The following is a 25024-nucleotide window of genomic DNA, read 5'->3' on the forward strand; positions in this document are numbered from 1 at the left end:
TGTCGCCCGTACGGATGTCGGGCCATTGTGCCAGCCCCACCGGGCGAAACCCTCATACGCGCACGTCGTCCGGGGCGGTGCGGCCGGCCGGTACTTCCAGGGTGCACTCCTGGGGGTCGCTCGCGCGTCCCCGGGCCCTGCGGCGGGCCAGCGGGGCGGCCAGCGCGGTCAGTGCGACGAAGGCGGCGATGGCCAGCAGCACGATCGTGGCGCCCGGCGGGACGTCCTGGTAGTACGAGGTGACGGTGCCCGCCAGCGTGACGGCGGTACCGATCACCACGGAGAGCACGAAGGTCAGCCGGAAGGACTTCGACACCTGCTGGGCGGCCGCGACCGGCACCACCATCAGCGCGCTGACCAGCAGCAGGCCGACGACCCGCATGGCCACGGTGACCGTCACGGCGGCCGTCACCGCGATCAGCAGGTTCAGCAGCCGCACCGGCAGTCCGGTGACCCGGGCGAACTCCTCGTCCTGGCTGACCGCGAAGAGCTGGCGGCGCAGCCCCACGGTCACCAGCACGACGAACGCGGCGAGCAGCGTGATCGCCCACACGTCCTCGGAGGAGACGGTGGAGAGCGAACCGAAGAGGTACGAGGTGAGGTTGGCGTTCGACCCGGTGTCGGAGATGTTGATCAGCATCACCCCGCCCGCCATGCCGCCGTAGAAGAGCATGGCCAGCGCGATGTCGCCGCGGGTGTGCCCGAACCAGCGGATCAGCTCCATGACGACGGCGCCGGCGACCGCGACGGCGGTGGCCATCCAGACGGGACTGGTGGAGAGCAGGAAGCCGAGGCCGACGCCGGTCATCGCGATGTGGCCGATGCCGTCGCCCATGAGGGCCTGGCGGCGCTGGACGAGGTAGATGCCGAGGGCGGGGGCGGTGATGCCGACCAGGACGGCGGCGATCAGCGCGCGCTGCATGAAGGCGGGTTCGAGGAATTCCATCAGGTCAGCAGTCCCGTTCGGACGGGCTCGGAAGCCGCGTGGGGGTGGACGTGGTCGTGGCCGGGGAGCGCGTGCTGCCCGACCGAGCGCGGCGGCGGCCCGTCGTGGGTCACGCAGCCGTCGCGCAGCACGACCGCGCGGTCGATCAGTGGCTCCAGCGGGCCCAGCTCGTGCAGGACCAGCAGCACGGTGGTGCCGGCGGCGACCTGCTCGCGCAGGGTGGTGGCGAGGATCTCCTGGCTGGCGAGGTCGACACCGGCCATCGGCTCGTCCATGATCAGCAGCTCGGGCTCGGACGCCAGCGCGCGGGCGATCAGGACCCGCTGGTGCTGTCCGCCGGAGAGCGCGCTCACCGAGTCCCCGGCGCGGTCGAAGAGGCCGACGAGCGTGATGGCCCGGTCGACGGCGGCACGGTCCGCCCGGCCCGGGATGCGCAGTCCGGTGCGCGAGAGCCGGCCGGAGGAGACGACCTCGCGGACGGTCGCCGGGACCCCCGCGGAGGCGGTGGTGCGCTGCGGTACGTACCCGACGCGGGCCCACTGCCGGAAGCGGCGGAGCGGGGTGCCGAAGAGCTCGGCGGTTCCGCCGCTGAGGGGCACCTGCCCGATGAGGGAGCGTACGGCGGTGGACTTGCCGGAGCCGTTGGCGCCGAGCAGGGCGACCACCTCGCCCGCGTGGACGGTGAGGTCGACCCCGCGCAGCACCGGGCGCGAGCCGAGGGTCGCCGTGGCACCGGTGAGCCGGAGCACGGCGTCACCCGCGGGGGCCGGGGCGCCGGCCGGGGCGCCGGGGGAGGGGGTACGGGGCTCGTCCATGCGCTTCTCCGGTCCGGTCGTCGTCTTCTCGTGCGGTCGCGGCGCCGCTCCGCCGGGGGCGGCTCCGGGTGCGTCGGCGGTCACTTGGCGCCGAGCGCCTTCTGGAGCGCGCCGAGGTTCGACTCCATGACCTGGAGGTAGTCGTCGCCCTTCGACGAGTCGGTGATGCCCTCCAGCGGGTCCAGGACGTCGGTGCGCAGACCGGTGTCCTTCGCGAGGGTCTTCGCCGTCTTGTCGCTGGCGAGCGTCTCGAAGAAGACGGTGGTGGCCCCGTTCTCCTCGGCGATGTGCTGGAGGTCCTTGATGCGGGCCGGGCTCGGCTCCGCCTCGGGGTCGACTCCGGCGATGCCCTCCTGGGTGAGGCCGTAGCGCTCGGCGAGGTAGCCGAAGGCGGAGTGCGTGGTGAGGAAGGTCTTGGTGGTGGTGGACTTCAGCCCGGTCTCGTACGCCGTGTTCAGGGTGTTCAACTTCTCGACCAGCCGGTCGGTGTTCGCCCGGTAGTCGGCCGCGTGGGCGGGGTCGGCCTTCGCCAGGGACGTGCCGACGCCCTCGGCGACCTCGGCGTACTTCACCGGGTCCAGCCAGATGTGCGGGTCCAGCCCGGCTCCGTCGTGCTCCTCGTGCTCCTCGTGCTCCTCGTGCTCGTCGGAGGAGGCGTGGTCGGGGCTGTCGACCTCGGCGCCGTGCGCTTCGAGCGAGGTGAGCTCCGCCGCGTCCACGGTGTTCTTCGCCCCGGACTGGGCGATGGCGTCGTCCACGGCGGGCTGGATGCCCTTGAGGTACAGGATGTAGTCGGCGTCGCCGAGCGAGCCGATCTGGCGGGGGCTGAGCTCCAGGTCGTGCGGCTCGACGCCCGGCTTCGTCAGGGTGGTGACGGAGACGTGCGTCCCGCCTATCTCCTCGGCCAGGAACTCCATCGGGTAGAAGGACGCGACCACGTCCAGTTCGCCGCCGCCCGACCCGTCGGCCGCGTCGGAGCCGGAGCAGCCGGTGAGGGCGGTGAGACCGAGGGCGACCGCGCCGAGGGCGGCGGTGGCGGGTATGAGGCGGCGTACGTTCATGAAACCCATTTTCAACAAAACTGGAAACGATTGTCAACAAGGCTGATGAACCGACTGGTGGGGCCGGCGGCCTGAAGCGCACTCCGGCCCCCGATTTGATCCGGGGGGTGCGCCCGCCGGTAATCTGGGGCATTCGCTCGCCCGTCTCCTGAGCACCACGTTCCAGCGAGGCGCTCAGCGCCGCTTCTGTCCCGTTTCGCCGTCGTAATGAAGAGAGCACCGTGGCCGCCGACAAGATCGACTCCATCGTCAGCCTGAGCAAGCGCCGTGGCTTCGTCTACCCCTGCAGTGAGATCTACGGTGGTCAGAAGGCCGCCTGGGACTACGGCCCGCTCGGCGTGGAGATGAAGGAGAACCTCAAGCGTCAGTGGTGGCGCTACATGGTCACCTCGCGCGAGGACGTGGTCGGTCTCGACTCGTCGGTCATCCTGGCCCCCGAGGTCTGGGTCGCCTCCGGCCACGTCGCCACCTTCAGCGACCCGCTGACCGAGTGCACCTCCTGCCACAAGCGTTACCGCGCCGACCACCTGGAGGAGGCGTACGAGGCGAAGCACGGCAAGCCCCCGGTGGGCGGCCTCGCCGACCTCAACTGCCCCAACTGCGGTAACAAGGGCACCTTCACCGAGCCCAAGCAGTTCTCGGGTCTCCTCTCCACCCACCTCGGCCCGACCCAGGACTCCGGCTCGGTCGCCTACCTGCGCCCCGAGACCGCCCAGGGCATCTTCACCAACTTCGGCCAGGTGCTGCAGACTTCCCGCAAGAAGCCGCCGTTCGGCATCGCGCAGATGGGCAAGTCCTTCCGGAACGAGATCACTCCGGGCAACTTCATCTTCCGCACCCGTGAGTTCGAGCAGATGGAGATGGAGTTCTTCGTCAAGCCGGGTGAGGACGAGGAGTGGCAGGAGTACTGGATGGACCAGCGCTGGAACTGGTACACCGACCTCGGCATGCGCGAGGAGAACATGCGCTGGTTCGAGCACCCGCAGGAGAAGCTCTCCCACTACTCCAAGCGCACCGCCGACATCGAGTACCGCTTCCGCTTCGGCGGCAGCGAGTGGGGCGAGCTGGAGGGCGTCGCCAACCGCACCGACTACGACCTCAAGGCGCACTCCAAGGCGTCCGGCACCGACCTGGTCTACTTCGACCAGGAGGCCAACGAGCGCTGGACCCCGTACGTCATCGAGCCGGCGGCCGGTGTCGGCCGCGCGATGCTCGCCTTCCTCCTGGACGCCTTCGTCGAGGACGAGGCGCCCAACGCCAAGGGCGTCATGGAGAAGCGCACCGTGCTGCGCCTCGACCCGCGCCTCGCGCCGGTCAAGGTCGCGGTCCTGCCGCTCTCCCGCAACGCGCAGCTCTCCCCGAAGGCCAAGGGCCTCGCCACCGACCTGCGCAAGAACTGGAACATCGAGTTCGACGACGCCGGCGCCATCGGCCGCCGCTACCGCCGCCAGGACGAGATCGGTACGCCGTTCTGCGTCACCGTCGACTTCGACACCCTGGACGACAACGCGGTGACCGTCCGCGAGCGCGACACCATGAAGCAGGAGCGCGTCTCGCTGGACCAGATCCAGGCGTACCTCGGCGCCCGCCTGCTGGGCTGCTGACGCCTCACGGCCGCTGACGCCACACGGTCGCCGACAGCCGGGGCATCGCGGCTGCCGGCGACCGGCGCATCACGGTTTCGCTCCGAAGCCCCCGGACCCCGCACGGGTCCGGGGGCTTCGTCGCACACTGGGGCCACCCCTACCCCGGAGGCCGCCATGGTGCCCGCGACCCAGAGCAAGGTCAGCCGCCGGGACCAGCACGGCCGCGAACACGTCGTCCAGGTACGGAAGTCGGGGGTGGCGCGGCTCCTGACCTGCGAGAGCTGCGACTGGCGCAGGAGCGCGCAGTTCCTGCCCTGGCTGAAGGCGCAGGAGCACCTGGCCGAGGCCCACCGGGCGACGGTCGACCCGGGCGCCTGAGCGACGCCGGCCGCACCTCGGCACCGGCGGCCGCCGGAAAAGGCGGTGCGGGGCGCTCCGCGAGCGGGGTACGGTTTTGGCTATGCCGTTCTTCCAGATCTACGAGTGAGCGCGCGGCGGGGACGAGCGGCACCGCCCCTCGAGCCCGCCGCCCCACGGATCGATCCGTGACCACCACGGACCACCCCCTTCTCACCCCACATGGGAGAACACCATGGCCAAGAGCCGCAACAACCTCCTCGGCGTCGGCGGACAGCGCAAGAAGCTGTCCCGGGCCGACCAGCAGGGCGCGGGCACCGTCCGCGACGCCGACCGCAAGGTGGCGGAGGACAAGAAGCAGGAACTGGTGCGCAAGATGCGCGAGCGCGCCACCGGCACCGCCCCGGAGACCGACGCCGCCGCGACGGACGCTTCCGTGACCGGCGCGGACGCCGCCGAGGACCGGAGCTGACGCCCCACCCTCACCGCCCCGCGGGGCCCGTACCGTCCTTCCGGCGGTACGGGCCCCGCGGCCGTCTCCCGGCGGTTCAGCCGACCGCTGCCGCCAGTACCCCCGCCGCTTTCGCGACCAGCGGGTGGTCACCGACCGCCGTCGCCTCCGGTTTGGTGGTCAGCACGGTCACCACCACCGGTTCGCCCGACGCGGTCCAGGCGATCCCCGTGTCGTTGCAGGTGCCGTAGGAGCCACCGCCGGTCTTGTCGGCGATCGTCCACCCGGCGGGCAGCCCGGTGCGGAAACGGGTGCCGCTGGTCCGGCAGTTCAGCAGCCAGCCGGTCAGCCGCTCCCGGTCGTGCGGCGCGAGGACGTCACCGAGGACCAGCCCGGCGTACGTACGGGAGAGCGCGTACGGGGTGGTGGTGTCCCGGCGCAGCCAGGGCTCCGCCGAGTTCAGCTCCGGCTCCCACCGGTCCAGCCGGGTCCGGTGGTCGCCGACCGACCGGCAGAAGCGGGTGACCGCCGCCGGACCGCCCAGCTCCCGCAGCAGCAGGTTGCCCGCGGTGTTGTCGCTGTCGCAGATGGCGGCCTCGCAGAGTTCCGCCACCGTCATCCCGGTGGCCAGATGGGCCCGCGTGACGTCGGAGGCCGTGACCAGGTCCGCCTCCGTATAGCGGATCAGCCGCCCCAGCACCTCGCCGTCGCGGTCCAGGTCGCGCAGGACGGCCGCCGCCGCGAGCGTCTTGAAGGTGGAGCAGAGCGGGAAGCGCTCCCCGGCCCGGTGCGCCACCGTGCGGCCGGTGGCGAGGTTGCGGGCGTACGCGCCGACCCGGGCGCCGTGCTCCCGCTCGAGGGCCGTCAGCGCGGCCCCCGCCGCGTCGGGGGCCCTTCCCGGGAGCGCGGTCGCGCCGGCGGCGTGGGCGGGCCGGGCGGTGAGGAGCGTACCGGCGGTCGCCGCTCCGGCGAGACCCAGCAGGCCCCGGCGGGAGAGGGACGGGGTGGACGGGCGCTGCGGCACGAGGAGGGCCTTTCGTCGTTCCGTACGTAAGGTCATGCCGCCCGACGCTAGCCAGCCGCCGCCGGAACGCCGCGTTCCGCCGGGGCGGGCGTGGCGGGTGTGAGAGGTACGGCGTACGGGGCGCGTGGGGCGCGCGGACCGCCCCGGCGGAGGAGTTGCCGGCGTGCGGGACAATGGGGGGATGACCACGCTCGCCCCCGCGCCCCAGCAGCTCCGTATCGGCCCGCACACCGTGCAGCCGCCGGTGGTCCTCGCGCCCATGGCCGGGATCACCAACGCGCCGTTCCGCACCCTGTGCCGCGAGTTCTCCGGCGGCCACGGGCTGTTCGTCAGCGAGATGATCACGACGCGGGCCCTGGTCGAGCGCAACGAGAAGACCATGCAGCTCATCCACTTCGACGCGAGCGAGACCCCCCGGTCGATCCAGCTCTACGGTGTGGACCCGGTCACGGTCGGCAAGGCCGTCCGGATGATCGTCGACGAGGACCTCGCCGACCACATCGACCTGAACTTCGGCTGCCCGGTCCCCAAGGTCACCCGCAAGGGCGGCGGCTCGGCGCTCCCGTACAAGCGGCCGCTGCTCCGCGCGATCCTGCGCGAGGCCGTCGCGAACGCCGGGGAGCTGCCGGTCACCATCAAGATGCGCAAGGGAATCGACGACGACCACCTCACCTACCTCGACGCCGGCCGGATCGCCGTCGAGGAGGGGGTGGCCGCCGTCGCCCTGCACGGCAGGACCACTGCCCAGCACTACGGCGGCACCGCCGACTGGGAGGCCATCGCCCGCCTCAAGGAGCACGTGCCGGAGATCCCGGTCCTCGGCAACGGCGACATCTGGTCCGCCGGGGACGCCCGCCGGATGATGGCCGAGACCGGCTGCGACGGCGTGGTCGTCGGCCGCGGCTGCCTCGGCCGCCCCTGGCTCTTCGGCGACCTGGTCGGCGCCTTCGACGGGACGGACACCAAGCGCGAGCCCGCCCTGCGCGAGGTCGCCGAGGTGATGGTCCGGCACGCGACCCTGCTCGGCGAGTGGATCGGCGACGAGGCGCGCGGCGTGATCGACTTCCGCAAGCACGTGGCCTGGTACCTCAAGGGCTTCGCGGTGGGCTCGGAGATGCGCCGGAACCTCGCGGTCACCTCGTCCCTGGAGGAGCTGGCCGGCCAGCTGAACGAGCTGGACCTCGACCAGCCCTGGCCGGACGGCGCGGACGGCCCGCGCGGACGCACCTCGGGCAACAACCGGGTCGTCCTCCCGGACGGCTGGCTGAAGGACCCGTACGACTGCTCCGGAGTGAGCGCCGACGCGGAGCTGGACACCTCCGGCGGCTGATCCGGCCGGCCCGGCGGATCCGGGTCCGGCCGACGCCGTGCGAGGAACGCCGGCGGACCGGCGGAGATACGCGAGACGTATCCGGGGAAAACGTCGGAGATGACGACGACACTCGCTGCCTTTGTCCTCGACACCCCGGATCCGCCGGCCCTCGCCGACTTCTACCGTGCCCTGCTGGCTTGGGAGGAGGTCGAGCGGGACAGTGAATGGGTCCGGCTCAGGGACCCGGAACGCGAACGGCCCGGCCTCAGCTTCCAGCGGGAAGCGATCCACGTCACTCCCGTCTGGCCGCCCGAGCCGGGGACCCAGCAGATGCAGGCGCACCTCGATCTCCAGGTCGACGACCTCGACGGGGAGACCGCCCGCGCCTGCGCCCTCGGAGCGACGCTGGAGGAGTACCAGCCGCAGGAGGACGTGCGCGTCCTCCGGGATCCGCACGGCCACCTCTTCTGCCTCTTCCTGCCGGGCGCCTGAGCCGCTGGGACCGCACCGGGAAAGGCACCCAGTGCCCTTCTCCGGTGCGGCTCAGATGAGCGAGGGAAATGCACCTTTTCGTCCCTCAGTACGGCGTCGAGGGCCGGTCCGCGCCGTGCGGGGTCGGCAGGTGTTCTCGACAGGGGTCCCGTCCGGAGGTCGGACGGGACCCCTGTCGAGGACGATGCGTCCGCCGCGTGTCCGCATGGTGGTATCCGAGGGCTCCGGAGGACGTGATCCTTGCCACGCCTGAGGCATGTTTGGCTCAAATGAGCGCTCGACTGATGTCGCAACTTCTCAAATGATGGCACTGCGTGCCAGATGTGCGGACTTTGATCGATCGACGCCATGCTCACCCCCTGTGGCGATCCGGCGCCGGTCCATGAGCGGAGCGTCACCCCGCGTTCGGGAGGTGAACGCATTCGCCGGTGGGGTGGTGAGGCCCCGTCACTTTCGATCTGCTGGCAGACGGGTGGTTGCGGTCGCACGATGGAGAAGTGGACGTCACCGGATGCCTTCGATCTGGGTATGTTCCTGGCCGTCAGGGCAGCCACCGTCGGGGGCACCCACCGCGTCCGCAAGGAGTCGAGACCCGTGTCCGTACACAACGGTCCTCAGAAGTTCGTCTACGACTTCACCGAGGGCAACAAGGATCTGAAGGACCTGCTCGGCGGGAAGGGTGCCAACCTCGCCGAGATGACCAACCTCGGCCTGCCGGTCCCTCCCGGCTTCACCATCACCACCGAGGCGTGCAAGGTCTTCCTCGACAGCGGTGTGGAGCCCGACGAGCTCCGCGACGAGGTGAGCGCCCATCTGGCCGCCCTGGAGGCGCGGATGGGCAAGACCCTCGGCCAGCACGACGACCCGCTCCTGGTCTCCGTACGCTCCGGCGCCAAGTTCTCGATGCCCGGCATGATGGACACCGTCCTCAACATCGGCCTCTCCGACGCCTCCGTCGTCGGTCTCGCCGCGCAGGCGGGGGACGAGCGCTTCGCCTGGGACTCGTACCGCCGCCTCATCCAGATGTTCGGCAAGACCGTGCTCGGCGTCGGCGGCGACCTCTTCGAAGAGGCGCTGGAGGCGGCCAAGCGGGCCAAGAAGGTCAGCGTCGACACGGACCTCGGCGCCGAGGACCTCAAGAAGCTCGTCAAGCAGTTCAAGCGGATCGTGAAGACCGAGGCGGGACGCGACTTCCCGCAGGACCCCCGGGAGCAGATGGACCTGGCCATACACGCGGTCTTCCAGTCGTGGAACACCGACCGGGCCAAGCTCTACCGCCGTCAGGAGCGCATCCCCGGCGACCTCGGCACCGCCGTCAACATCTGCTCCATGGTCTTCGGCAACCTCGGACCCGACTCGGGTACGGGCGTCGCCTTCACCCGCGACCCGGCCAGCGGCCACCAGGGCGTCTACGGCGACTACCTGCAGAACGCGCAGGGCGAGGACGTCGTCGCGGGCATCCGCAACACCGTGCCGCTCGCCGAGCTCGCGACCATCGACCGCACGTCCTACGACCGGCTGATGCGGATCATGGAGACGCTGGAGACCCACTACCGCGACCTCTGCGACATCGAGTTCACCATCGAACGCGGCCAGTTGTGGATGCTCCAGACCCGCGTCGGCAAGCGGACGGCGGGGGCCGCCTTCCGGATCGCCACCCAACTCGTCGACCAGGGGCTCATCGACGAGGCGGAGGCGCTCCAGCGGGTCAACGGCGCCCAGCTCGCCCAGCTGATGTTCCCGCGCTTCGACGACACCACGACGACCCGGCTGCTCGGGCGGGGCATCGCCGCCTCCCCGGGCGCCGCCGTCGGCAAGGCCGTCTTCGACTCGTACACCGCGGTCAAGTGGTCGCGCTCCGGCGAGAAGGTCATCCTGATCCGCCGCGAGACCAACCCCGACGACCTGGACGGCATGATCGCCGCCGAGGGCATCCTCACCTCGCGCGGCGGAAAGACCTCGCACGCCGCCGTCGTGGCGCGCGGCATGGGCAAGACGTGCGTCTGCGGCGCCGAGGAGATCGAGGTCGACACCAAGCGCCGCCGGCTCACCGTCGGCGACACCGTCGTGGAGGAGGGCGACCTCGTCTCGGTCGACGGCTCCACCGGGAAGGTCTACCTCGGCGAGGTCCCCGTCGTACCGTCCCCGGTCGTCGAGTACTTCGAGGGCCGGATGCACGCGGGCGCCGACGACGCCGACGAGCTCGTCGCCGCCGTGCACCGGATCATGGCCTACGCGGACCGGATGCGCCGACTGCGGGTACGGGCCAACGCCGACAACGCCGAGGACGCCCTGCGCGCCCGCCGCTTCGGCGCCCAGGGCATCGGCCTCTGCCGCACCGAGCACATGTTCCTCGGCGAACGCCGCGTCCTCGTGGAGCAGTTGGTCCTCGCCGACACCGACGCCGAGCGGGAAGCCGCCCTCGCCGAGCTGCTGCCGCTCCAGAAGGCCGACTTCATCGAGCTGTTCGAGTCGATGGACGGACTGCCCGTCACCGTACGGCTGCTCGACCCGCCGCTCCACGAGTTCCTGCCCGACATCACCGAACTCTCGGTGCGCGTCGCGCTCGCCGAGTCCCGCAAGGACGCCAACGAGAACGACCTGCGCCTCCTCCAGGCCGTACACCGGCTGCACGAGCAGAACCCGATGCTGGGGCTGCGCGGGGTCCGCCTCGGCCTGGTCATCCCCGGCCTCTTCGCCATGCAGGTCCGCGCCATCGCCGAGGCCGCCGCGCACCGGAAGAACGCCAAGGGGGACCCCCGCCCCGAGATCATGATCCCGCTCGTCGGCACGGTCCAGGAGCTGGAGATCGTCCGCGAGGAGGCCGACCGGGTCATCGCCGAGGTCCAGGCCGCCACCGGTACCGACCTCAAGCTCACCATCGGCACCATGATCGAGCTGCCCCGCGCCGCGCTGACCGCCGGTCAGATCGCCGAGGCCGCGCAGTTCTTCTCCTTCGGCACCAACGACCTCACCCAGACGGTGTGGGGCTTCTCCCGCGACGACGTGGAGGCCTCCTTCTTCACCGCCTACCTGGAGAAGGGCATCTTCGGGGTCTCCCCGTTCGAGACCATCGACCAGGACGGGGTCGGCTCGCTGGTGCGCAGCGCGGTGGAGGCCGGCCGGGCCACCCGCCCCGATCTCAAGCTCGGAGTCTGCGGTGAACACGGCGGTGACCCGGAGTCGGTGCACTTCTTCCACGAGGTGGGCCTCGACTACGTGTCCTGCTCGCCGTTCCGCATCCCCGTCGCCCGGCTGGAGGCCGGACGGGCCGCCGCCGGGCCGAGGGGCGGCGACACCCGCTGACCCCCGTCCGGCCCCTGTTCTCCGGAGCCGCCGCCCGTGCCGCGTCCCACCCCTCGCCCAGGCCCGGCAGCGCCTCCGGAACCGGAGCGGCGGCACCCTGTGCGGGGGTGCCGCCGCTCCACCCCGTCCGGGGGATGTCCCCGGCGGGGTCAGACGGCGGTGAAGAGCAGGGCGGCGTTCTGGCCGCCGAAACCGAAGGAGTTGGAGACGGCGGCAGCCAGAGCGGTGGGGCGGGGCGCGCCGGTGACCACGTCCAGCTCCAGGCCCGGCTCCTGACGGGTGAGGCCTGCGGTCGGCGGGACGAGCTGCTCCTCGAGGGTGAGGACCGTCAGGGCCGCCTCGATGGCACCGGCCGCGCCCAGCGCGTGACCGAGGACGCCCTTGGCGGCGGTCACCGGCGGCGGGGCGCCGTCGAAGAGCCGCAGCAGCGCCCTGGCTTCGGCGGCATCACCCGCGGGGGTGGACGTGCCGTGCGCGTTGACGTGACCGATCTCTCCGGGAGCGCAGCCCGCGTCGGCGAGTGCGGCCCGCAGGGCGTACTCGGCGCCCCGGCCCTCCGGGTGCGGGGCGACGGGGTGGTGGGCGTCGGCGGTCGCACCGAACCCGCGCAGCAGTGCCCGGGTGCGTACGCCCCGGCTCCGCGCGTGGTCCGGGTGTTCGAGGACGAGGACGGCGGCCCCCTCGGAGAGGACGAATCCGTCGCGGTCCGCGTCGAACGGGCGGGACGCCCGCTCCGGCGCACCCCGTGAGAGGGCCCGCATCTGCGTGAAGCAGGTCGCCGTCATCCGGGACCGCGCCGACTCGGCCCCGCCGGCCAGTACCAGGTCACAGGTGCCGGCGGCGATCAGGTCACGGGCGACACCGAGCGCGGTGGCGCCCGAGGCGCAGGCGCTGGCGACGGTGAAGTTGGGACCGCGCAGGCCGAGGTCGAGGGCGATCTCGGCGGCGGCCATGCTGGGCACGCTGCGGGGCAGCGCCAGCGGGGACACCAGATGGGGCTCGTCCCGGCCGAGCCGGGGGAACTCCCGGCCGTACGTCTCCAGGCTGTTGCTGCCGACACCGAGGACGACGCCGATCCGGTCGGCGTTCCAGGTGGCCGGGTCCAGTCCGGCGTCCGCCACGGCCTGGCGGGCGGCCACCAGGGCGAGCTGGCAGAAACGGTCCAGCCGACGGGCCAGACGGCGGCCGTGGACGGCCTCCGGATCGAAGTCGGCCCGGCAGGAGATGTCGACGGGGAGCCCCGCCAGTTCGGGATCGGTCCGGGCGAGACTCCTCCCCGCGCACACCGAGGTCCAGGTCGCGGCGGTGTCCGGACCCGCGGGGGTGATCATGCCGAGGCCGGTGACGGCGGCTTCACCCGGCACGGTGGGCCCCTTCGGCGGTGACGGCCGCCCCGGTGGCCGCGGTCCCCCCGTCGGCGAGGGCGGCGGCGACGGCCGCGGTCCCGGGGTCGAGCGCGGCCATCCGCCGGTACAGGCGGCGGGAGCGCTCGGCCGCCCGCTCCAGGTGTTCCAGATGGGCGCCGATACGGTCCTGCGCCTGCCGCCCGAGAGGTCCGAGGCCGCTCCGGGTGAGGGCGGCGAAGTGGCGCAGCAGCGGATGCAGCACGTGCTCGCGGTGGACGTCGAGGTCGTAGATGCCCGCGGCGGCGATGCGCAGGGCCCGGGTGCGGAAGCCGGGCAGCGTGGTCCCGGGCATCCGGAACCCGCACACCACGTCGGCGAGGGCGTGCAGGGCGGCGTCCGGGGCCTGGGCGAGCGCCTCGCCGAACAGGTCGCGGTAGAAGAGCATGTGGAGGTTCTCGTCGGCGGCGATCCGTGCCATCAGCCGCTCGCCCAGCGGGTCGCCGCAGGCCCGGCCCGCGTTGCGGTGGGCCTGGCGGGTGGCGAGCTCCTGGACGGTGACGTACGCCAGCGCGTGCAGCGAGGTGGGCTGGTCGCTGCGGTAACCGGTACCGACCTGGACCATCCGCCGCTCCTCGAGGTCCACCGGGTCCACGGCGCGGCGGGCGTGCAGATAGGCGCGCAGTACGTCGGCGTGACGCCCCTCCTCCGCCGTCCAGCGGTGCACCCAGGTCCCCCAGGCGCCGTCGCGGCCGAAGCGGGTGGCGATCTCGAAGTGGTAGCTCGGCAGGTTGTCCTCGGTCAGGAGGTTGACGACGAGGGCGTCCCGCACGGCGCGGGGCAGCGCGCACTGGTCCGGGTCCCAGGGGGCGCCGTCGAGCGGCCCGTCGAAGTCGCGGGCCGCGCTCCAGGGGACGTACCGGTGGGGCATCCAGTCGCGGGCGGTGGAGAGGTGACGGTCGAGCAGCCCGGCGACGGCCGGTTCGAGGTCGTGCAGGAGGTGTCCCACGGCGGTGGGACCGAGGCCCGGCGGGGTGGCGGGGGTGAGGGTCATCGGAAGGCTCTCGGGGAGGTGGTGGTGAGGAGGCGGACGTGGCGCGGGAGGGCGATCCCGGTCATCGGCGCCGGGTTCTCGGCCGGGCGGAACAGCGGGTCGCCCGGAGCCGGGTCGTCGGCGAGGCGCAGCGAGGGGAAGCGGCTGAGCAGGGCGGGCAGGAACTCGCCCAGCTGGAGCCGGGCCAGGGCCGCGCCGAGGCAGTAGTGCAGGCCGACGCCGAAGGTCAGATGGGCGGTGGCGGCGGCCCGCGGGTCGCGGTTGGCGGCCGGCACCACGACCATCAGCCGCTGCTGGGCGGCGACGGGCACCCCGGCCAGCCGTCCGGCACGGGTCGCGACCCGGCCCACGACCGCCGCGGCCGGACGCTGCCGCAGCACCTCCTCCACGGCCGCACCCATGTCCCCGGGGCGCCGGCGCAGCGCGGCGGTCAGCTCGGGGCTGGCCAGGACGGCGTGCGCCGCGCTGGTCAGCGAGGACTGGACGGTCATGAAGCCGGTGACGAACAACTGGGCGGTGTGCACCACGATGTCGTCGGTCGCCACACCGTCCGCCCGGGCGGCGGTGACCCAGGCGGAGAGGAAGTCCGACCCCGGGCACCGTTCGCGCTCCTGGACGACCCGCAGGAAGTAGCCGACCAGCGCGGCGTCGGCCTCGTCCGCGTCCTTGAGCTCCGCCTCGGTGGGGAAGAGCTCGGCGGCGGCGCTCCAGCGGTTGGTCCACTCCACGAGCATCGGGGCGTCCTCGTCGGGCAGCGACAGGACCTGGCACATGACGCGGGAGGGCAGCGGCCGGCTGACGTGCTCGGCCAGGTCGGCGACGCCCCCGCGGGCCAGCGCGGCGCCCAGGCCGTTGAGGCCGCTGTGGATCAGACCGGTCACCACCGGCCGCAGCGCGGCGAGCGCGGTGCGGTGGAAGCCCTGGGCCAGGTGGGCCCGGACGACGGTGTGGCGGGGCGCGTTGGTGTTCGGCAGCGAGGTGGCGTTGCTCACGATGCTGCGGTGGTGGCGCCACCCGTCGGTGTGCGCGTCGCGCCAGGCGACGTCCGGAAGGATGTACGCCGGGTCGCGCAGCACGTGGCGGCACTCGTCGTAGCCGGTCACGACGAGCGCGTTCAGCGCCGGTACCGGAACGACCGGGCCGAGCCGGCGCAGTTGGTCGAAGACCGGGTACGGGTCCGCCTCGGTGCGCAGCCGGCGCAGCAGACGCATCACCTGCGTCTGCGGCCCGGGTGGCTCGGAGGCGGTGGCCGGCGACACGGTGGAGGGGGCGGCGGGGGGCGTCTGGGCGGACGGCAGGAGTGTGCTCATCGGATTCGGTGCCTCCAGTGGTTCACGGGGAGCGGCGGGTGCGCGCTCGGTGCTGTCACGGAGTACGGCGGGGGCGCCGTTCCGTGCGGTCCGGGGGGTACGCGGCGGGGACGGGCCGTCCGGAGTGCGGGTGGCCCCGGGGTGGCCGGCGGGGAGCGTCCTGGTGACGGGGCCGCGCGGGTCGCGGGCGGGGCGGTTCGGGGTCAGGAGGCCAGCAGGGCCAGCGCACTGTTCTGGCCGCCCAGCGCGGTGGAGACGCACAGCGCGGTGCGCCGCCCGCCGGCCCGGGGGGCCCGGGTGACGAGGTCGATCCCTCCGGCGAGGGTGGTGTCCGGTTCGGTGTGGTTCGCGGTCGGCGGGATGGTCCGGCGGGAGAGGGTGAGCACGCTCAGGGCGGCTTCGATGCCCCCCGAACCGGCCCCGGCGTGACCGAGGGTGGCCTTGGTGGCGGTGACCGGCGGGCGGTGCGGCAGCACCCGGGCCAGCCAGGACGCCTCGGCCGCGTCGTTGGCCCGCGTCGCCGCGCCGTGCGCGTTCACGTGCTCCACGTCCTCGGGCCGCCAGCGGGCATCGGCGAGCGCGGCGCGCACCGCCCGCTCGGCGCCTCGCCCTTCGGGGTGGACGGCGGCGACGTGGTGGGCGTCGCTCCCCGCCCCGTAACCCGCCGCGTGCGCCAGGACCGGGGCGCGGCGGGCCCGGGCGTACGCGGCGCGCTCCAGCACCAGGATTCCGGCCCCCTCGGCGACCACGAAGCCGTCCCGGTCCCGGCCGAAGGGGCGGGCCGCCTCGCACGGGTCGCCGGGCCGGGTGGACAGGACGCCCAACTGCGCGAAAGCGGTCACGGTGAGGGGGTGGCAGAGCGACTCGGCGCCTCCGGCCACCACGATGTCCAGGGCGCCCGAGCGCAGCAGGTCGCGGGCGACCCCGATCGCGGTGAGCCCGGAGGCACACCCTGCCGAGGTCGCGAAGTTCGGTCCGGCCGCCCCGAGATCGAGGGCGACCTCGGTCGCGCCCGCGCTGGGCAGGCTGCGGGGCAGCGCCATCGGCGGCACACTCTCGGGCCGGCCGGCCGCGAGCCGGTCGCAGATGTCGAGGAGGCCGTCCACGCTGGAGCCGCCCGAACCCATCACGACCCCCACCCGGGCCGGGTCCCAGTCCCCGTCGGTGAGGCCCGCCATGGCGAACGCCTCGCGGGCGGCGACCACGCCGAGCTGCGTGCCCCGGTCCATCCGGCGGGCCAGACGCCGCCCGAGCAGCGCGTCGGCGTCGAACTCCGGCACCCGGCAGGAGATGTCCACCCGCAGTCCGGCCAGCCGCGGGTCCCGGGCGGCCGTGGACACCCCCGCGAGGGCGGCCCGCCAGCCGGCCTCCACACCGATGCCGCCGGGCGTGACCAAGCCCAGGCCCGTCACCACGACACCGGCTCTCACGACTGGGCAGGCGCGACGGACAGGGCCTGGTCGAGCGAGGGGGCGGGGGCCGCGGGCCGGGCGTCGCCGGACGACGGGGAGAGGGACGGTGGGAGGGCCGCGCGGCCTGCCGGGGCCGGGGGAAGGGCCCGGCCGAACGCCTCCGCCATCTGACCGAGCGTGCTGTCGGGGCTCACCTCCACGTCCTCCAGCCGCACCCCGGTGCCCTCGGTGATGATCACCGCCAACTCCGCCAGGGAGAGCGAGTCCAGCTCCAGTTGACGGGCCGTGGCATCGGGACGCACCTGGTCCTCGTCCAGTCCGAACTCCTCGACCAGCAACCTGGTCAGCATCTCGTACATCGCGCCGTCCTCCATGAAGTTGTTTCTTGCGCAAACACAGTCGCCAACGACGCCAGACGCTCCTGGTCACCCCGAAACGCCGATTCGCCAGGGTTGACACACGAGAGTCCCCGCATACGGCCGGGTGGCGGGGGGTGGCGCGACGGGAGGCGGGGTGGCGTGACGGGGAGTGTCCGGGCCGCCCGGGGATTTCCGCCGCTCCGGTACGGGGGCCGGGGGTGGGGCGAGGCCGGGGCGGGGTCCGGGCCGGTGAGTGGCGGGTGGTCCCCGCGTGCCGCCTCTCCGCCGGCCCCGTCCCGCCGCCTCCGCTCGCCCCGCTCCTCCGTCCCGCCTCCCCGCCGGCCCCTCCCGCCCCGTCCCGCACCGCTGCTTCCGGACTGCCGGGCCCGGGCGGATGTCCGGCGACCCCGCGCTCGCGGTCCTCGCGCCGCGCACGGCGGGGGATGTCAGTGGGCGCACGTATGTTCAGTCGTGTTCCGCCACCGCCTCCGTGCGGCGCGGACCCCCTTTCACGTGCGGAGACCCGTTCGGGTCCGTGAAACCCCTCGTAGGCAAAGGAGATGACGTGTCGTCAGCTGGGGAGAGGTCGAGCGTGGTGCGGGTCGTCCCGCCCGCCCGGCCGCGCAAGCTCGCCAAGGTCCCGTTCGTCGAACTGGCCGACGGGCGGCTGCAGGGCGTGGTGTCCAGCGGGTCGGACATCGAACGGGTCTACGTCTCCTCGGTCGAGACCAGGAGCTACGCCTACGCCTGCAGCACCAACAACAACCGCCCCTGCGGCGGCGCGCGGGGCGGCTTCTGCAACCACATCCGCGCCCTGGTCAACGAGTCCGTCCTCCAGTACGGCGCCGAGCGGGTGGCCAGGTACCTCAAGGCCGAGCCCACCGACGGCGAGCCGACCGCCCCGGGCATCACGGCCACCATGACGGCCGCCCGCCCCGGGCCGGCCGGTGGCACGGCCGCCGCACCCGTCTTCAGCAGGTTCCTGCACCACCTCGCCTACCTCGAACTCGCGCCGACCACCCGGCCGTTGCCGGAGATGCAGTGGTTCCCGCCGACCAGGGCGGCCGCGTGATGCGCGCCGACCGGCTCGCCGACGAGATCCCCGGACTCGACGAGGTGCTGACCGCCGTCGACGCTTTCGACCGGGCCCTGGAGACGGGTCTGCTCCGGCCGCGGGCCGCGGAGGCCTCGGCGCTCGCGGAGTTCGCCGCCGCGCTCACCGGCAGCCCGCTCGCCGCCCGGGTCGCCGAGGCGGCCGGCAGAGCGGCCTCCGGGGCGGCCGGCGAGGAGCACTTCACCGCTCTCGCCGCCGGCCGGGCCGCGTTGCTCGGCTCCGCGCACGACGCCCTGATGGCCCGCGTGGAGGAGGCGACCGGCCGCACCTCCGTCGCGGTGGACACGCCCGGTGCCGGGCCCGGGGAGCCGGTGAACCTGATGGTCGCCGCCCGCTCCTGGCTGTCCGACCTGGCGCGCTGCGGCTGGCGGGGCATCGACCACGACGTGGTCTCCGGGGCCGCGCGGATCGTCTCCGCGATGCTCGCCGACCCGGAACTGCGCCGGCTCGCCGCCCTCCTGGACGGTTTCGCCGCCGAACTCGCCGCGTCCTGCCCGGGCGCCGCTCTGGAGCACGTCCCGGTGCGGCGCTGGGCCGACCTCTGGGCGCGGGCGATGCTCCTCACCCTGCCCGGCGCCACCGTCTCCCCGGTGACCGCCCCGGCCACCGGCCGGCTGCTGCCGCTCGGCGTGGACCTGCAGGAGCACGCGACCGCCGTACAGGCGCAGGTGCACGCGGTGTTCGAGCCCGAGAACGGCTCCCCGCAGTTCCTGGTGCGGGCCTCCGTGTCGGCCCCCAAGCCGGACTCCGTCGTCGGCGCCGGCCTCTGGCAGCTGCTCCGCCCGCACCTCTCGCTGCTGGCGGCGGTGGGTGAAGGCCGCGCGATGGAGGTGAGGGGCATGCCCCTCACCCCGGAGGGCGACCTGATCTGGAGCGACGACCACGCCCGCCCGGGCGAACCCGCCGACGCCTTCGCCACCGCCCGGGTCGCCCTGCCCACCGCGACCGGCCGGGCCACCGCCCCGCTCGACCGCCATCCCGCGGCCGTCGCCGTCCCCGTCTTCGTCGACGGATACGCGGCCGCGGCCGACGAGGACGGGACCGTGGTCCTCTCCCTCGCCGGACACACCCTGGCCGTGGACACGGACCGCGTTCCGGCCGCCGGACCGCTGACCCCCGAGGGCGTCCTCGCCTCCGGAGCCTGCATAGGGCTGCTCCGCTGGGACGCCGGGGCGTTCCGGCTCCAGCCGCTCGCCGTCGAGACCACCGTGCGGAAGAAGGCGGTGGCGGTGCACGCCGGGGCGTGGGCCGGAGGCACGAGCGACAAGGCCGGGATCCGGGCCGAGAAGGCCGCCACCGACGCGGCGGCCGTACTGCGCGAACGCGCCGGAAGGCTGCTGCGGAAATGACCGGACGACCGGACGACCTCGAAGAGCGCGCGATCCCGGGGCGCGCCCCCACCGGAACCGCGGACCCCACCGCCGGGCCCGGGGCCCCCACCGGAAACCCGTACCACACCGCCGGGCCCGGGGCCCTCACCGGAAACCCGTACCCCGCGGTCGGGTCCGGGGCCCCCGCCGCACCCCCGCACCCCACCCCGGATCCCGCCGCGGACTCCCAGGACAACCGCCGGCAGGCCCTCTACTGGCGACTCCTCGCCCAGCTCTTCGACCCCGAGGAGCAGGCGTCGCTGGAATCGGCGAGCCTCGCCGTGGTCGAGGACATCGGCCTGCCGGCCGGGCTGCTGGACCGGCGGACCGCGGTCGACTCCCTCGTGCAGCGCCACCCGCACCTGGCCGCCGAGTTCGACGGACTGCTCACCGGCGACCCCGGCGCCGGCGCCGGCGGGGAGAGCGCGGGGGAGACGGAGGCGCGCGACCGGGAGGCCGAGGTGCGCCGCGCCGCCCTCGTGTCGAAGGTGCTGCTCAACGTCTTCGCCACGGGCACCGGCCCGGTCACCGCCGGGCAGCTGTCGCGCTGGCAGTCCGACGCGGGGTGGCTGGAGCGGGCGCTCGGCTGCGAGCCCGGCGCGCTGCGCGGCGGCCGCCGGAGCGGCGGCGCCGGGGTGAGCCCCACCGGATCGGGCGGCGGTACGACCCCCGACCTCGGCCGGCTGATCCCGGCGATCGGGCCCGAACTCGGCGCCCTCGAAGCCGATCTCGTCAGCCGGATGCGGCTGCGCGAGGTGCTCGCCGACCCGGCGCTCGCCGCGCGCCTCACCCCGAGCATGTCGCTGATCGAACAGTTGCTCCGCGACAAGAACAACCTGGACGGCGTCGCCCTGGCCAACGCCAAGGCGCTGATCCGGCGGTTCGTCGACGAGGTCGCCGAGGTGCTGCGCACCCAGGTGGAGAAGGCCACCGTCGGCCCCCTGGACCGCTCGGTGCCGCCCAAGCGGGTCTACCGCAACCTCGACATCGACCGCACGATCTGGAAGAACCTCACCAACTGGAGCCCCGAGGAGGAGCGGCTCTACGTCGACCGCCTCTACTACCGCCACACCGCGCGCAAGACGACGCCGCAGCGGCTGATCGTGGTGGTGGACCAGTCCGGATCGATGGTCGACTCGATGGTCAACTGCACCATCCTCGCCTCGATCTTCGCCGGTCTGCCCAAGGTCGACGTCCACCTCGTCGCGTACGACACCAAGGCCCTCGACCTCACGCCGTGGGTGCACGACCCCTTCGAGACCCTGCTCCGCACCCGGCTCGGCGGCGGCACCGACGGCACGGTCGCCATGGCGCTGGCCCGGCCGAAGATCGCGGAGCCGCGCAACACCGTCGTCGTGTGGATCTCCGACTTCTACGAGTGGCAGCACGAGCCGCTCTTCGCGAGCATGGCCGACCTCCACCGCTCGGGCGTCAAGTTCATCCCGGTCGGCTCGGTGACCAGTGCGGGACGCGGCAGCGTCAACCCGTGGTTCCGCGAGCGCTTCAAGGACCTGGGGACACCGGTCCTCTCCGGCCACATCCGCAAGCTCGTCCACGAGCTGAAGACCTTCCTCACCTGAGCACGCCCCCGCCCAGCACCCTCCCACCCGAGAAAGGCCCTGACATGTCCGACCTGCTGCGCGCCCCCGCCGAGATCAAGTACGCCGAGGAACTCGACTGGCTGGAGTCGGTCGACGACGGCCCCAAGCCGTTCTCCTGGCGCCTGTCGCCGAAGATGGTCCGCCTCTTCATCCTCGGCTCGGAGCGCGCGGACGGCCTCGACCGCGAGATCGGCCAGAAGTGGTTCGGCGACCGCACCTTTGTGGAGCGGTCCATCGTCACCCTCGCCTCCGACCGCGGCCTGCTGCTGATCGGCGACCCGGGCACCGGCAAGAGCTGGCTGGCCGAGCTGCTCTCCGCCGCCATCAGCCGCAACTCCACCCTGGTGGTGCAGGGCACCGCCGGCACCACCGAGGACCACATCAAGTACTCCTGGAACGTCTCCATGGTGATCGCCAAGGGCCAGTCCCGGGAGTCGATGATCCCCTCGCCGATCATGACCGCGATGGAGACCGGCACCATCGGCCGCTTCGAGGAGCTGACCCGCTCCACCAGCGACGTCCAGGACGCGCTGATCTCGATCCTCTCGGAGAAGTACGTCTCCGTCCCCGAGCTGGGCAGCGGGGAGGGCGACGACAACATCGTCTTCGCCCGGCCGGGCTTCTCCGTCATCGCCACGGCCAACAGCCGCGACCGGGGCGTCAACGACCTCTCCTCCGCGCTCAAGCGCCGCTTCAACTTCGTCCGCATCCCGGTGGTGACGAACAAGAAGAGCGAGGCGGAGATCGTCCGCTTCCGCACCGAGGAGCTGCTGCGCCGCCACCACATCGAACTGGACGTCCCGCCCACCCTGCTGGACGTACTCCTGCAGAGCTTCGCCGACCTGCGCGCCTCGGCCGCCGCGGCGGGCAGCGACGACGAGAAGCTGGAGTCCGCGCTCTCCAGCGCCGAGCAGATCGGGGTGCTGGAGGACGCGATCCTGCACAGCAACTTCTTCGGGGAGCGGGAGCTCACCGCCCGTACCCTCGCCTCCTCGCTCGTCGGTTCGCTGGTGCGGCGGGAACCCGAGGACCTGGCCATCCTCAACAAGTACCTGCACGGAGTGGTGGAACCCCGCGGCAAGGAGGAGGGCGGCGCCTGGCCCGAGTTCCTGGAGGGCGGCCGGGACGCGATCGCCACCCTGTCGTGAGCACGGTGCAGTACGGGAGCGGGGTGACCGGCGTGAACGGAGTGAGGGAGAGGAACAGCGTGCCTCGGACGGCGGCCGGACAAGGCGGGAAGACCGGTTTCGACGCACTGCGGGGGCAGCTGAAGGACGCGGCGGCGGCCTTCGCGGACGGGCCGGACGCGCTGGAGGGCCTCCTCCTCGGCCTCGTGGACGACGTGGACCGCGCGGTGCGCGAGCCGCTGGAGATCTTCCCGGTCTGCCACCACTCGCCGGCCTCGGCGACGGCGATGGCGCGACGGCTGCGGGAGAAGCAGCCGAAGGTCGTCTACCTGGAGCTGTGCGAGGACATGGCACCGCTCCTCACCGAACTGCGCAACTGCCGCCTCCCCGTGGCGCTGCAGGCGTTCGCGAGCGACGCCGAGGGGTTCCCCGCCGCGTGGGCCCCGCTCTCGGTCGTCGCGCCGATCACCGAGGCGTCGGCCGAGTACCAGGCCATCGCCTACGCCCTGGAGACCCCCGGAGTCGAGCTGGTCCTCGTCGACCGGTCCTCGGACCACGTCTTCCAGTGGCAGACCCGGGGGGAGGACGCTCGGGACGGGAACGACCGGGGCGAGGACCCCGGCACCCCCTCTCCCGCGGCGGCCGACGAGGAGGCCGCGCTCCACGGCGACGCGGTCGGCGTGGAGATCGGCGACCTGCGCCCGCGCTTCGCCGAGCTGGAGGAGCACCTGCTGCGCCACGGCCGGGTGCGTCACTGGTCGGAGTGGTGGCACCAGTACGTCGAACTGCCCCTCGGCGACAGCGACCACGACACCTACCGGCAGGTCATGCTGCTGATCGGCAGCCTGTTCCGGCGGCTGGCGCCCGACGACGTCCGGCGCACCCGCGTCGACGAGGACCGCGAGCGGTACATGTGGACCCGGATGCGCGAGCACCTGGCCGCGACCGGCACCGACCCCGCCGACTGCCTCTACGTCTGCGGCGCGTTCCACGCCGCCAGCCGGGTGGCCGAGTTCGGGGTGGCGGGCGCCGACGGCTTCGAGATCAGCCCGCCGAGCGGCACCGCCTGGAGCTACGGGCTGATCCCGTCGAGCCACACGGCCATCGAGGCGCAGTTCGGCCTCGCCGCCGGCTCGGTGTCGATCGCCGCGACCCAGTGGGCGAAGAACCTCCGGCGCACCCGGGTGAAGCCCTTCCGGCTGGCGGGGCAGGCACAGGCCGGGAAGAGCGCGCGGACGGCGGTGCGGGCGCCGGCACCCGCCGAGCCGTCCGCCACCGGGGCCGCCGCCCCCGACCGGCTCTCCGGCTTCCTGCGGCGCCCGCCCGTGCTGGACGACCTGGACGAGACCGAACTCCTGGGCTGGTCCGTGGAGATCGTCCGCGCCGCCCGGCGCAACGGCTACCTCGCCTCCACCGCGGACGCCATCGCGGTCTTCGAGACCTCGATCCTGCTGGCCGGGATGCGCGACCGCGCCCGCCCCACCCCGTACGACTTCCAGGACGCGGCCGTCACCTGCATCGAGAAGGACGCCGTGCCCGGCCGACGGGACGTGCGCCGACTCGTCGAGATCATGATGGGCGGCGACCGGAACGGCCGGGTCGGCTACGACGCGCTGCCACCGCTCGCCCGGGACGTCCACGACCGGCTCGCCCCGCTGGGCCTCGACCTCCAGCAGCGCGGAGTGCGCCGGGCGCTGCTCGACATGGCGTCCCACCCGGAGCTGGAGCGCAGCTCGGACGTCCTGTGGATGCTGCGGCGGCTGATGCCCGAGGGCACCGCCCGGCCGATCATGGGGGAGCGGCGCCTCGGCGAGCGCTCCCGCCAGGAGTCCTGGGACCTCGCCCTCGGCACCCACCAACGCGCCCTCATCGAGCTGGGGTACGAGGGCGTCAGCATCGAACAGGTCCTGGAACAGCGGTTGCGCCGGGCCGCGTACGATCCGCGGGCGACGGCCGCGACCGTGCTCGGGGCGGTCGAGGACGCCACGCTCCACCTGCGCGGCGGACGGCTCGCCGCCGAACTCGGCACCCGCGCCCTGGAGGTGCTGACGACCGAGCGCGGGATCGACGGAGCCCCCCAGGTGCTGCGCCGGATACGCCGGCTGCTGGCGTACTACCGCACCAGCGAGCCGGTGCTGCCGCCCTGGATCGAGTCCTTCGTCAAGGCCGGATACGCCCACTACTGCACGCTGCTGCCCACCGCCTTCCATGACGAGGACGCGAGCAGCCGCCAGGTCGCCGCCACGCTGGGCTTCCTCTTCTCCATGGAAGGGCTGGCGCTCTCGCTCGGCTGCGACCGCACCCAGCTGGAGCTGGCCCTCGCCCAGTCGCACCCCGAGGAGCCGTCCCGGGTCGCGCTGCTGTGGGCGGCCCGGACGCACCTCGGGCAGCTTTCCCGCGAAGAGCTGCGCGAGCGCTGCGACGGGCTGCTCGGCAACCCCCTGGTGGTGCCCGCCTATCCGCGCTACCTCAGCGGCTTCCTGCACGCCCTGGAGCCGGTGCCGCACCTCGCCGACTTCGTCGTCGAAGCCGTGTCGAACGCCTTCGCCCGCCTGCCCGACCGGGTGCTGCTGCCCTGGCTCCCGACGCTCATCACCACCCTGCGGGCCGAGGGTGCCGAACTTGCCCCGCTGCTGATCCGGGAGGCCGGGCGGATCTTCCCCGGCCGGCTCGACGCGCTGGACACCTTCGTACCGCCGTGGCGCGAGCAGCCCGCCCCGGTGACGACGGTGCGCCGGACCGGTACCGGAGCGCGTAGGGGCGCCGCACTGCTCGCCGCGCATCCGGCGGCCTGCGACGCGGTGGCCGCGCTGCTGGGCTGCGACGGCGGGTGGGAGACGGCCGGCCCCGCCCCGGCGGGCGCCGCGCTCCTCGCCCGGCATCCGGAGCCGGCCGAGGCACTGGAGGCGCTCCTGACCCGGCGCGGCTGACGGGCGGACCGGAAGGGCGGGGGAGAGGGGCGGGAGGGGCGTGGCCGGCCGGCG

The 25024-nt window shown here is 73.3% G+C and carries 20 protein-coding genes; 11 read left to right on the plus strand and 9 right to left on the minus strand.

What is annotated here, in order from left to right; translation table 11 throughout:
* Positions 1-52: 52 nt before the first annotated feature.
* The 3 genes from PZB77_RS21700 to PZB77_RS21710 all read right to left on the minus strand — a co-directional run bounded on the left by PZB77_RS21700 (position 53) and on the right by PZB77_RS21710 (position 2822).
* Complete coding sequence (locus tag PZB77_RS21700) at positions 53-946, minus strand: metal ABC transporter permease (RefSeq protein WP_275494279.1); 894 nt, start codon at positions 944-946, stop codon at positions 53-55.
* The gene (locus PZB77_RS21705; protein WP_275496160.1) at positions 946-1761 is read right to left on the minus strand and encodes a metal ABC transporter ATP-binding protein; all 816 of its coding nucleotides are present in this window, start codon (positions 1759-1761) and stop codon (positions 946-948) included. Before PZB77_RS21705 ends, PZB77_RS21700 begins: the two co-directional genes overlap by 1 nt.
* An 80-nt stretch (positions 1762-1841) precedes the next feature.
* Positions 1842-2822, minus strand: a complete 981-nt coding sequence (locus PZB77_RS21710; protein ID WP_275494280.1) for a metal ABC transporter substrate-binding protein — start codon at positions 2820-2822, stop codon at positions 1842-1844.
* Between the two features lie 221 nt (positions 2823-3043).
* Here PZB77_RS21710 and PZB77_RS21715 point away from each other — a divergent pair, with 221 nt between their 5' ends.
* From PZB77_RS21715 to PZB77_RS21725, 3 genes are all read left to right on the plus strand, one after another.
* Positions 3044-4426, plus strand: coding sequence for a glycine--tRNA ligase (locus PZB77_RS21715; protein WP_275494281.1), 1383 nt, complete (start codon positions 3044-3046; stop codon positions 4424-4426).
* A gap of 156 nt (positions 4427-4582) precedes the next feature.
* Positions 4583-4786: a hypothetical protein gene (locus PZB77_RS21720; RefSeq protein ID WP_275494282.1), complete on the plus strand. Its 204-nt coding sequence runs from the start codon at positions 4583-4585 to the stop codon at positions 4784-4786.
* A 214-nt stretch (positions 4787-5000) separates the two neighbouring features.
* On the plus strand, positions 5001-5237 hold the full coding sequence (locus tag PZB77_RS21725) for a DUF6243 family protein (RefSeq protein ID WP_275494283.1): 237 nt from the start codon (positions 5001-5003) through the stop codon (positions 5235-5237).
* 76 nt (positions 5238-5313) lie between these two features.
* On the opposite strand, the gene bla is transcribed toward PZB77_RS21725, so the two are convergent.
* Positions 5314-6276, minus strand: a complete 963-nt coding sequence (gene bla, locus PZB77_RS21730) for a class A beta-lactamase (protein WP_275494284.1) — start codon at positions 6274-6276, stop codon at positions 5314-5316.
* Between the two features lie 145 nt (positions 6277-6421).
* Here bla and dusB point away from each other — a divergent pair, with 145 nt between their 5' ends.
* From dusB to ppdK, 3 genes are all read left to right on the plus strand, one after another.
* Complete coding sequence (gene dusB / locus PZB77_RS21735) at positions 6422-7570, plus strand: tRNA dihydrouridine synthase DusB (RefSeq protein ID WP_275494285.1); 1149 nt, start codon at positions 6422-6424, stop codon at positions 7568-7570.
* Between the two features lie 99 nt (positions 7571-7669).
* The gene (locus PZB77_RS21740) at positions 7670-8044 is read left to right on the plus strand and encodes a VOC family protein (RefSeq protein WP_275494286.1); all 375 of its coding nucleotides are present in this window, start codon (positions 7670-7672) and stop codon (positions 8042-8044) included.
* A gap of 594 nt (positions 8045-8638) precedes the next feature.
* Positions 8639-11350 carry a pyruvate, phosphate dikinase gene (ppdK, locus tag PZB77_RS21745; protein WP_275494287.1) on the plus strand — a complete coding sequence of 904 codons (2712 nt, stop codon included), beginning with the start codon at positions 8639-8641 and terminating at the stop codon, positions 11348-11350.
* A gap of 149 nt (positions 11351-11499) precedes the next feature.
* On the opposite strand, the gene PZB77_RS21750 is transcribed toward ppdK, so the two are convergent.
* From PZB77_RS21750 to PZB77_RS21770, 5 genes are all read right to left on the minus strand, one after another.
* A complete protein-coding gene (locus tag PZB77_RS21750; protein WP_275494288.1) occupies positions 11500-12714 on the minus strand; it encodes a beta-ketoacyl-[acyl-carrier-protein] synthase family protein in 1215 nt (404 codons plus the stop codon).
* Entirely contained in the window at positions 12704-13747 is a 1044-nt protein-coding gene (locus PZB77_RS21755; RefSeq protein ID WP_275494289.1) for an acyl-ACP desaturase, read from the minus strand. Before PZB77_RS21755 ends, PZB77_RS21750 begins: the two co-directional genes overlap by 11 nt.
* Complete coding sequence (locus PZB77_RS21760; RefSeq protein WP_275494290.1) at positions 13744-15057, minus strand: hypothetical protein; 1314 nt, start codon at positions 15055-15057, stop codon at positions 13744-13746. Before PZB77_RS21760 ends, PZB77_RS21755 begins: the two co-directional genes overlap by 4 nt.
* 203 nt (positions 15058-15260) lie before the next feature.
* The gene (locus PZB77_RS21765) at positions 15261-16472 is read right to left on the minus strand and encodes a beta-ketoacyl-[acyl-carrier-protein] synthase family protein (protein WP_275494291.1); all 1212 of its coding nucleotides are present in this window, start codon (positions 16470-16472) and stop codon (positions 15261-15263) included.
* An 11-nt stretch (positions 16473-16483) separates the two neighbouring features.
* Positions 16484-16843: a phosphopantetheine-binding protein gene (locus PZB77_RS21770; RefSeq protein ID WP_275494292.1), complete on the minus strand. Its 360-nt coding sequence runs from the start codon at positions 16841-16843 to the stop codon at positions 16484-16486.
* A gap of 550 nt (positions 16844-17393) precedes the next feature.
* Here PZB77_RS21770 and PZB77_RS21775 point away from each other — a divergent pair.
* From PZB77_RS21775 to PZB77_RS21795, 5 genes are read left to right on the plus strand one after another with little or no spacing between them, the layout of a single operon-like run.
* A complete protein-coding gene (locus PZB77_RS21775; protein WP_275494293.1) occupies positions 17394-17900 on the plus strand; it encodes a hypothetical protein in 507 nt (168 codons plus the stop codon).
* Complete coding sequence (locus PZB77_RS21780; protein ID WP_275494294.1) at positions 17870-19291, plus strand: hypothetical protein; 1422 nt, start codon at positions 17870-17872, stop codon at positions 19289-19291. Before PZB77_RS21775 ends, PZB77_RS21780 begins: the two co-directional genes overlap by 31 nt.
* Complete coding sequence (locus PZB77_RS21785; RefSeq protein WP_275494295.1) at positions 19288-20892, plus strand: VWA domain-containing protein; 1605 nt, start codon at positions 19288-19290, stop codon at positions 20890-20892. Before PZB77_RS21780 ends, PZB77_RS21785 begins: the two co-directional genes overlap by 4 nt.
* A gap of 44 nt (positions 20893-20936) precedes the next feature.
* A complete protein-coding gene (locus PZB77_RS21790; RefSeq protein ID WP_275494296.1) occupies positions 20937-22061 on the plus strand; it encodes an AAA family ATPase in 1125 nt (374 codons plus the stop codon).
* Between the two features lie 59 nt (positions 22062-22120).
* A complete protein-coding gene (locus PZB77_RS21795) occupies positions 22121-24970 on the plus strand; it encodes a DUF5682 family protein (protein ID WP_275494297.1) in 2850 nt (949 codons plus the stop codon).
* The last annotated feature ends 54 nt before the right edge of the window (positions 24971-25024 follow it).

Source organism: Streptomyces sp. AM 2-1-1 (assembly GCF_029167645.1).
In the GTDB taxonomy this organism is placed as follows: domain Bacteria; phylum Actinomycetota; class Actinomycetes; order Streptomycetales; family Streptomycetaceae; genus Streptomyces.

Bases quoted from the DNA above. Each gene is read 5' to 3' on its own strand.
- PZB77_RS21760 (WP_275494290.1), bottom strand. From the start codon at position 15,057: ATGAGCACACTCCTGCCGTCCGCCCAGACGCCCCCCGCCGCCCCCTCC.
- bla (WP_275494284.1), bottom strand. From the start codon at position 6,276: ATGACCTTACGTACGGAACGACGAAAGGCCCTCCTCGTGCCGCAGCGC.
- PZB77_RS21785 (WP_275494295.1), top strand. From the start codon at position 19,288: ATGACCGGACGACCGGACGACCTCGAAGAGCGCGCGATCCCGGGGCGC.
- PZB77_RS21700 (WP_275494279.1), bottom strand. From the start codon at position 946: ATGGAATTCCTCGAACCCGCCTTCATGCAGCGCGCGCTGATCGCCGCC.
- PZB77_RS21770 (WP_275494292.1), bottom strand. From the start codon at position 16,843: ATGGAGGACGGCGCGATGTACGAGATGCTGACCAGGTTGCTGGTCGAG.
- PZB77_RS21790 (WP_275494296.1), top strand. From the start codon at position 20,937: ATGTCCGACCTGCTGCGCGCCCCCGCCGAGATCAAGTACGCCGAGGAA.
- PZB77_RS21705 (WP_275496160.1), bottom strand. From the start codon at position 1,761: ATGGACGAGCCCCGTACCCCCTCCCCCGGCGCCCCGGCCGGCGCCCCG.
- PZB77_RS21755 (WP_275494289.1), bottom strand. From the start codon at position 13,747: ATGACCCTCACCCCCGCCACCCCGCCGGGCCTCGGTCCCACCGCCGTG.
- PZB77_RS21710 (WP_275494280.1), bottom strand. From the start codon at position 2,822: ATGAACGTACGCCGCCTCATACCCGCCACCGCCGCCCTCGGCGCGGTC.
- PZB77_RS21725 (WP_275494283.1), top strand. From the start codon at position 5,001: ATGGCCAAGAGCCGCAACAACCTCCTCGGCGTCGGCGGACAGCGCAAG.
- PZB77_RS21740 (WP_275494286.1), top strand. From the start codon at position 7,670: ATGACGACGACACTCGCTGCCTTTGTCCTCGACACCCCGGATCCGCCG.
- PZB77_RS21720 (WP_275494282.1), top strand. From the start codon at position 4,583: ATGGTGCCCGCGACCCAGAGCAAGGTCAGCCGCCGGGACCAGCACGGC.
- dusB (WP_275494285.1), top strand. From the start codon at position 6,422: ATGACCACGCTCGCCCCCGCGCCCCAGCAGCTCCGTATCGGCCCGCAC.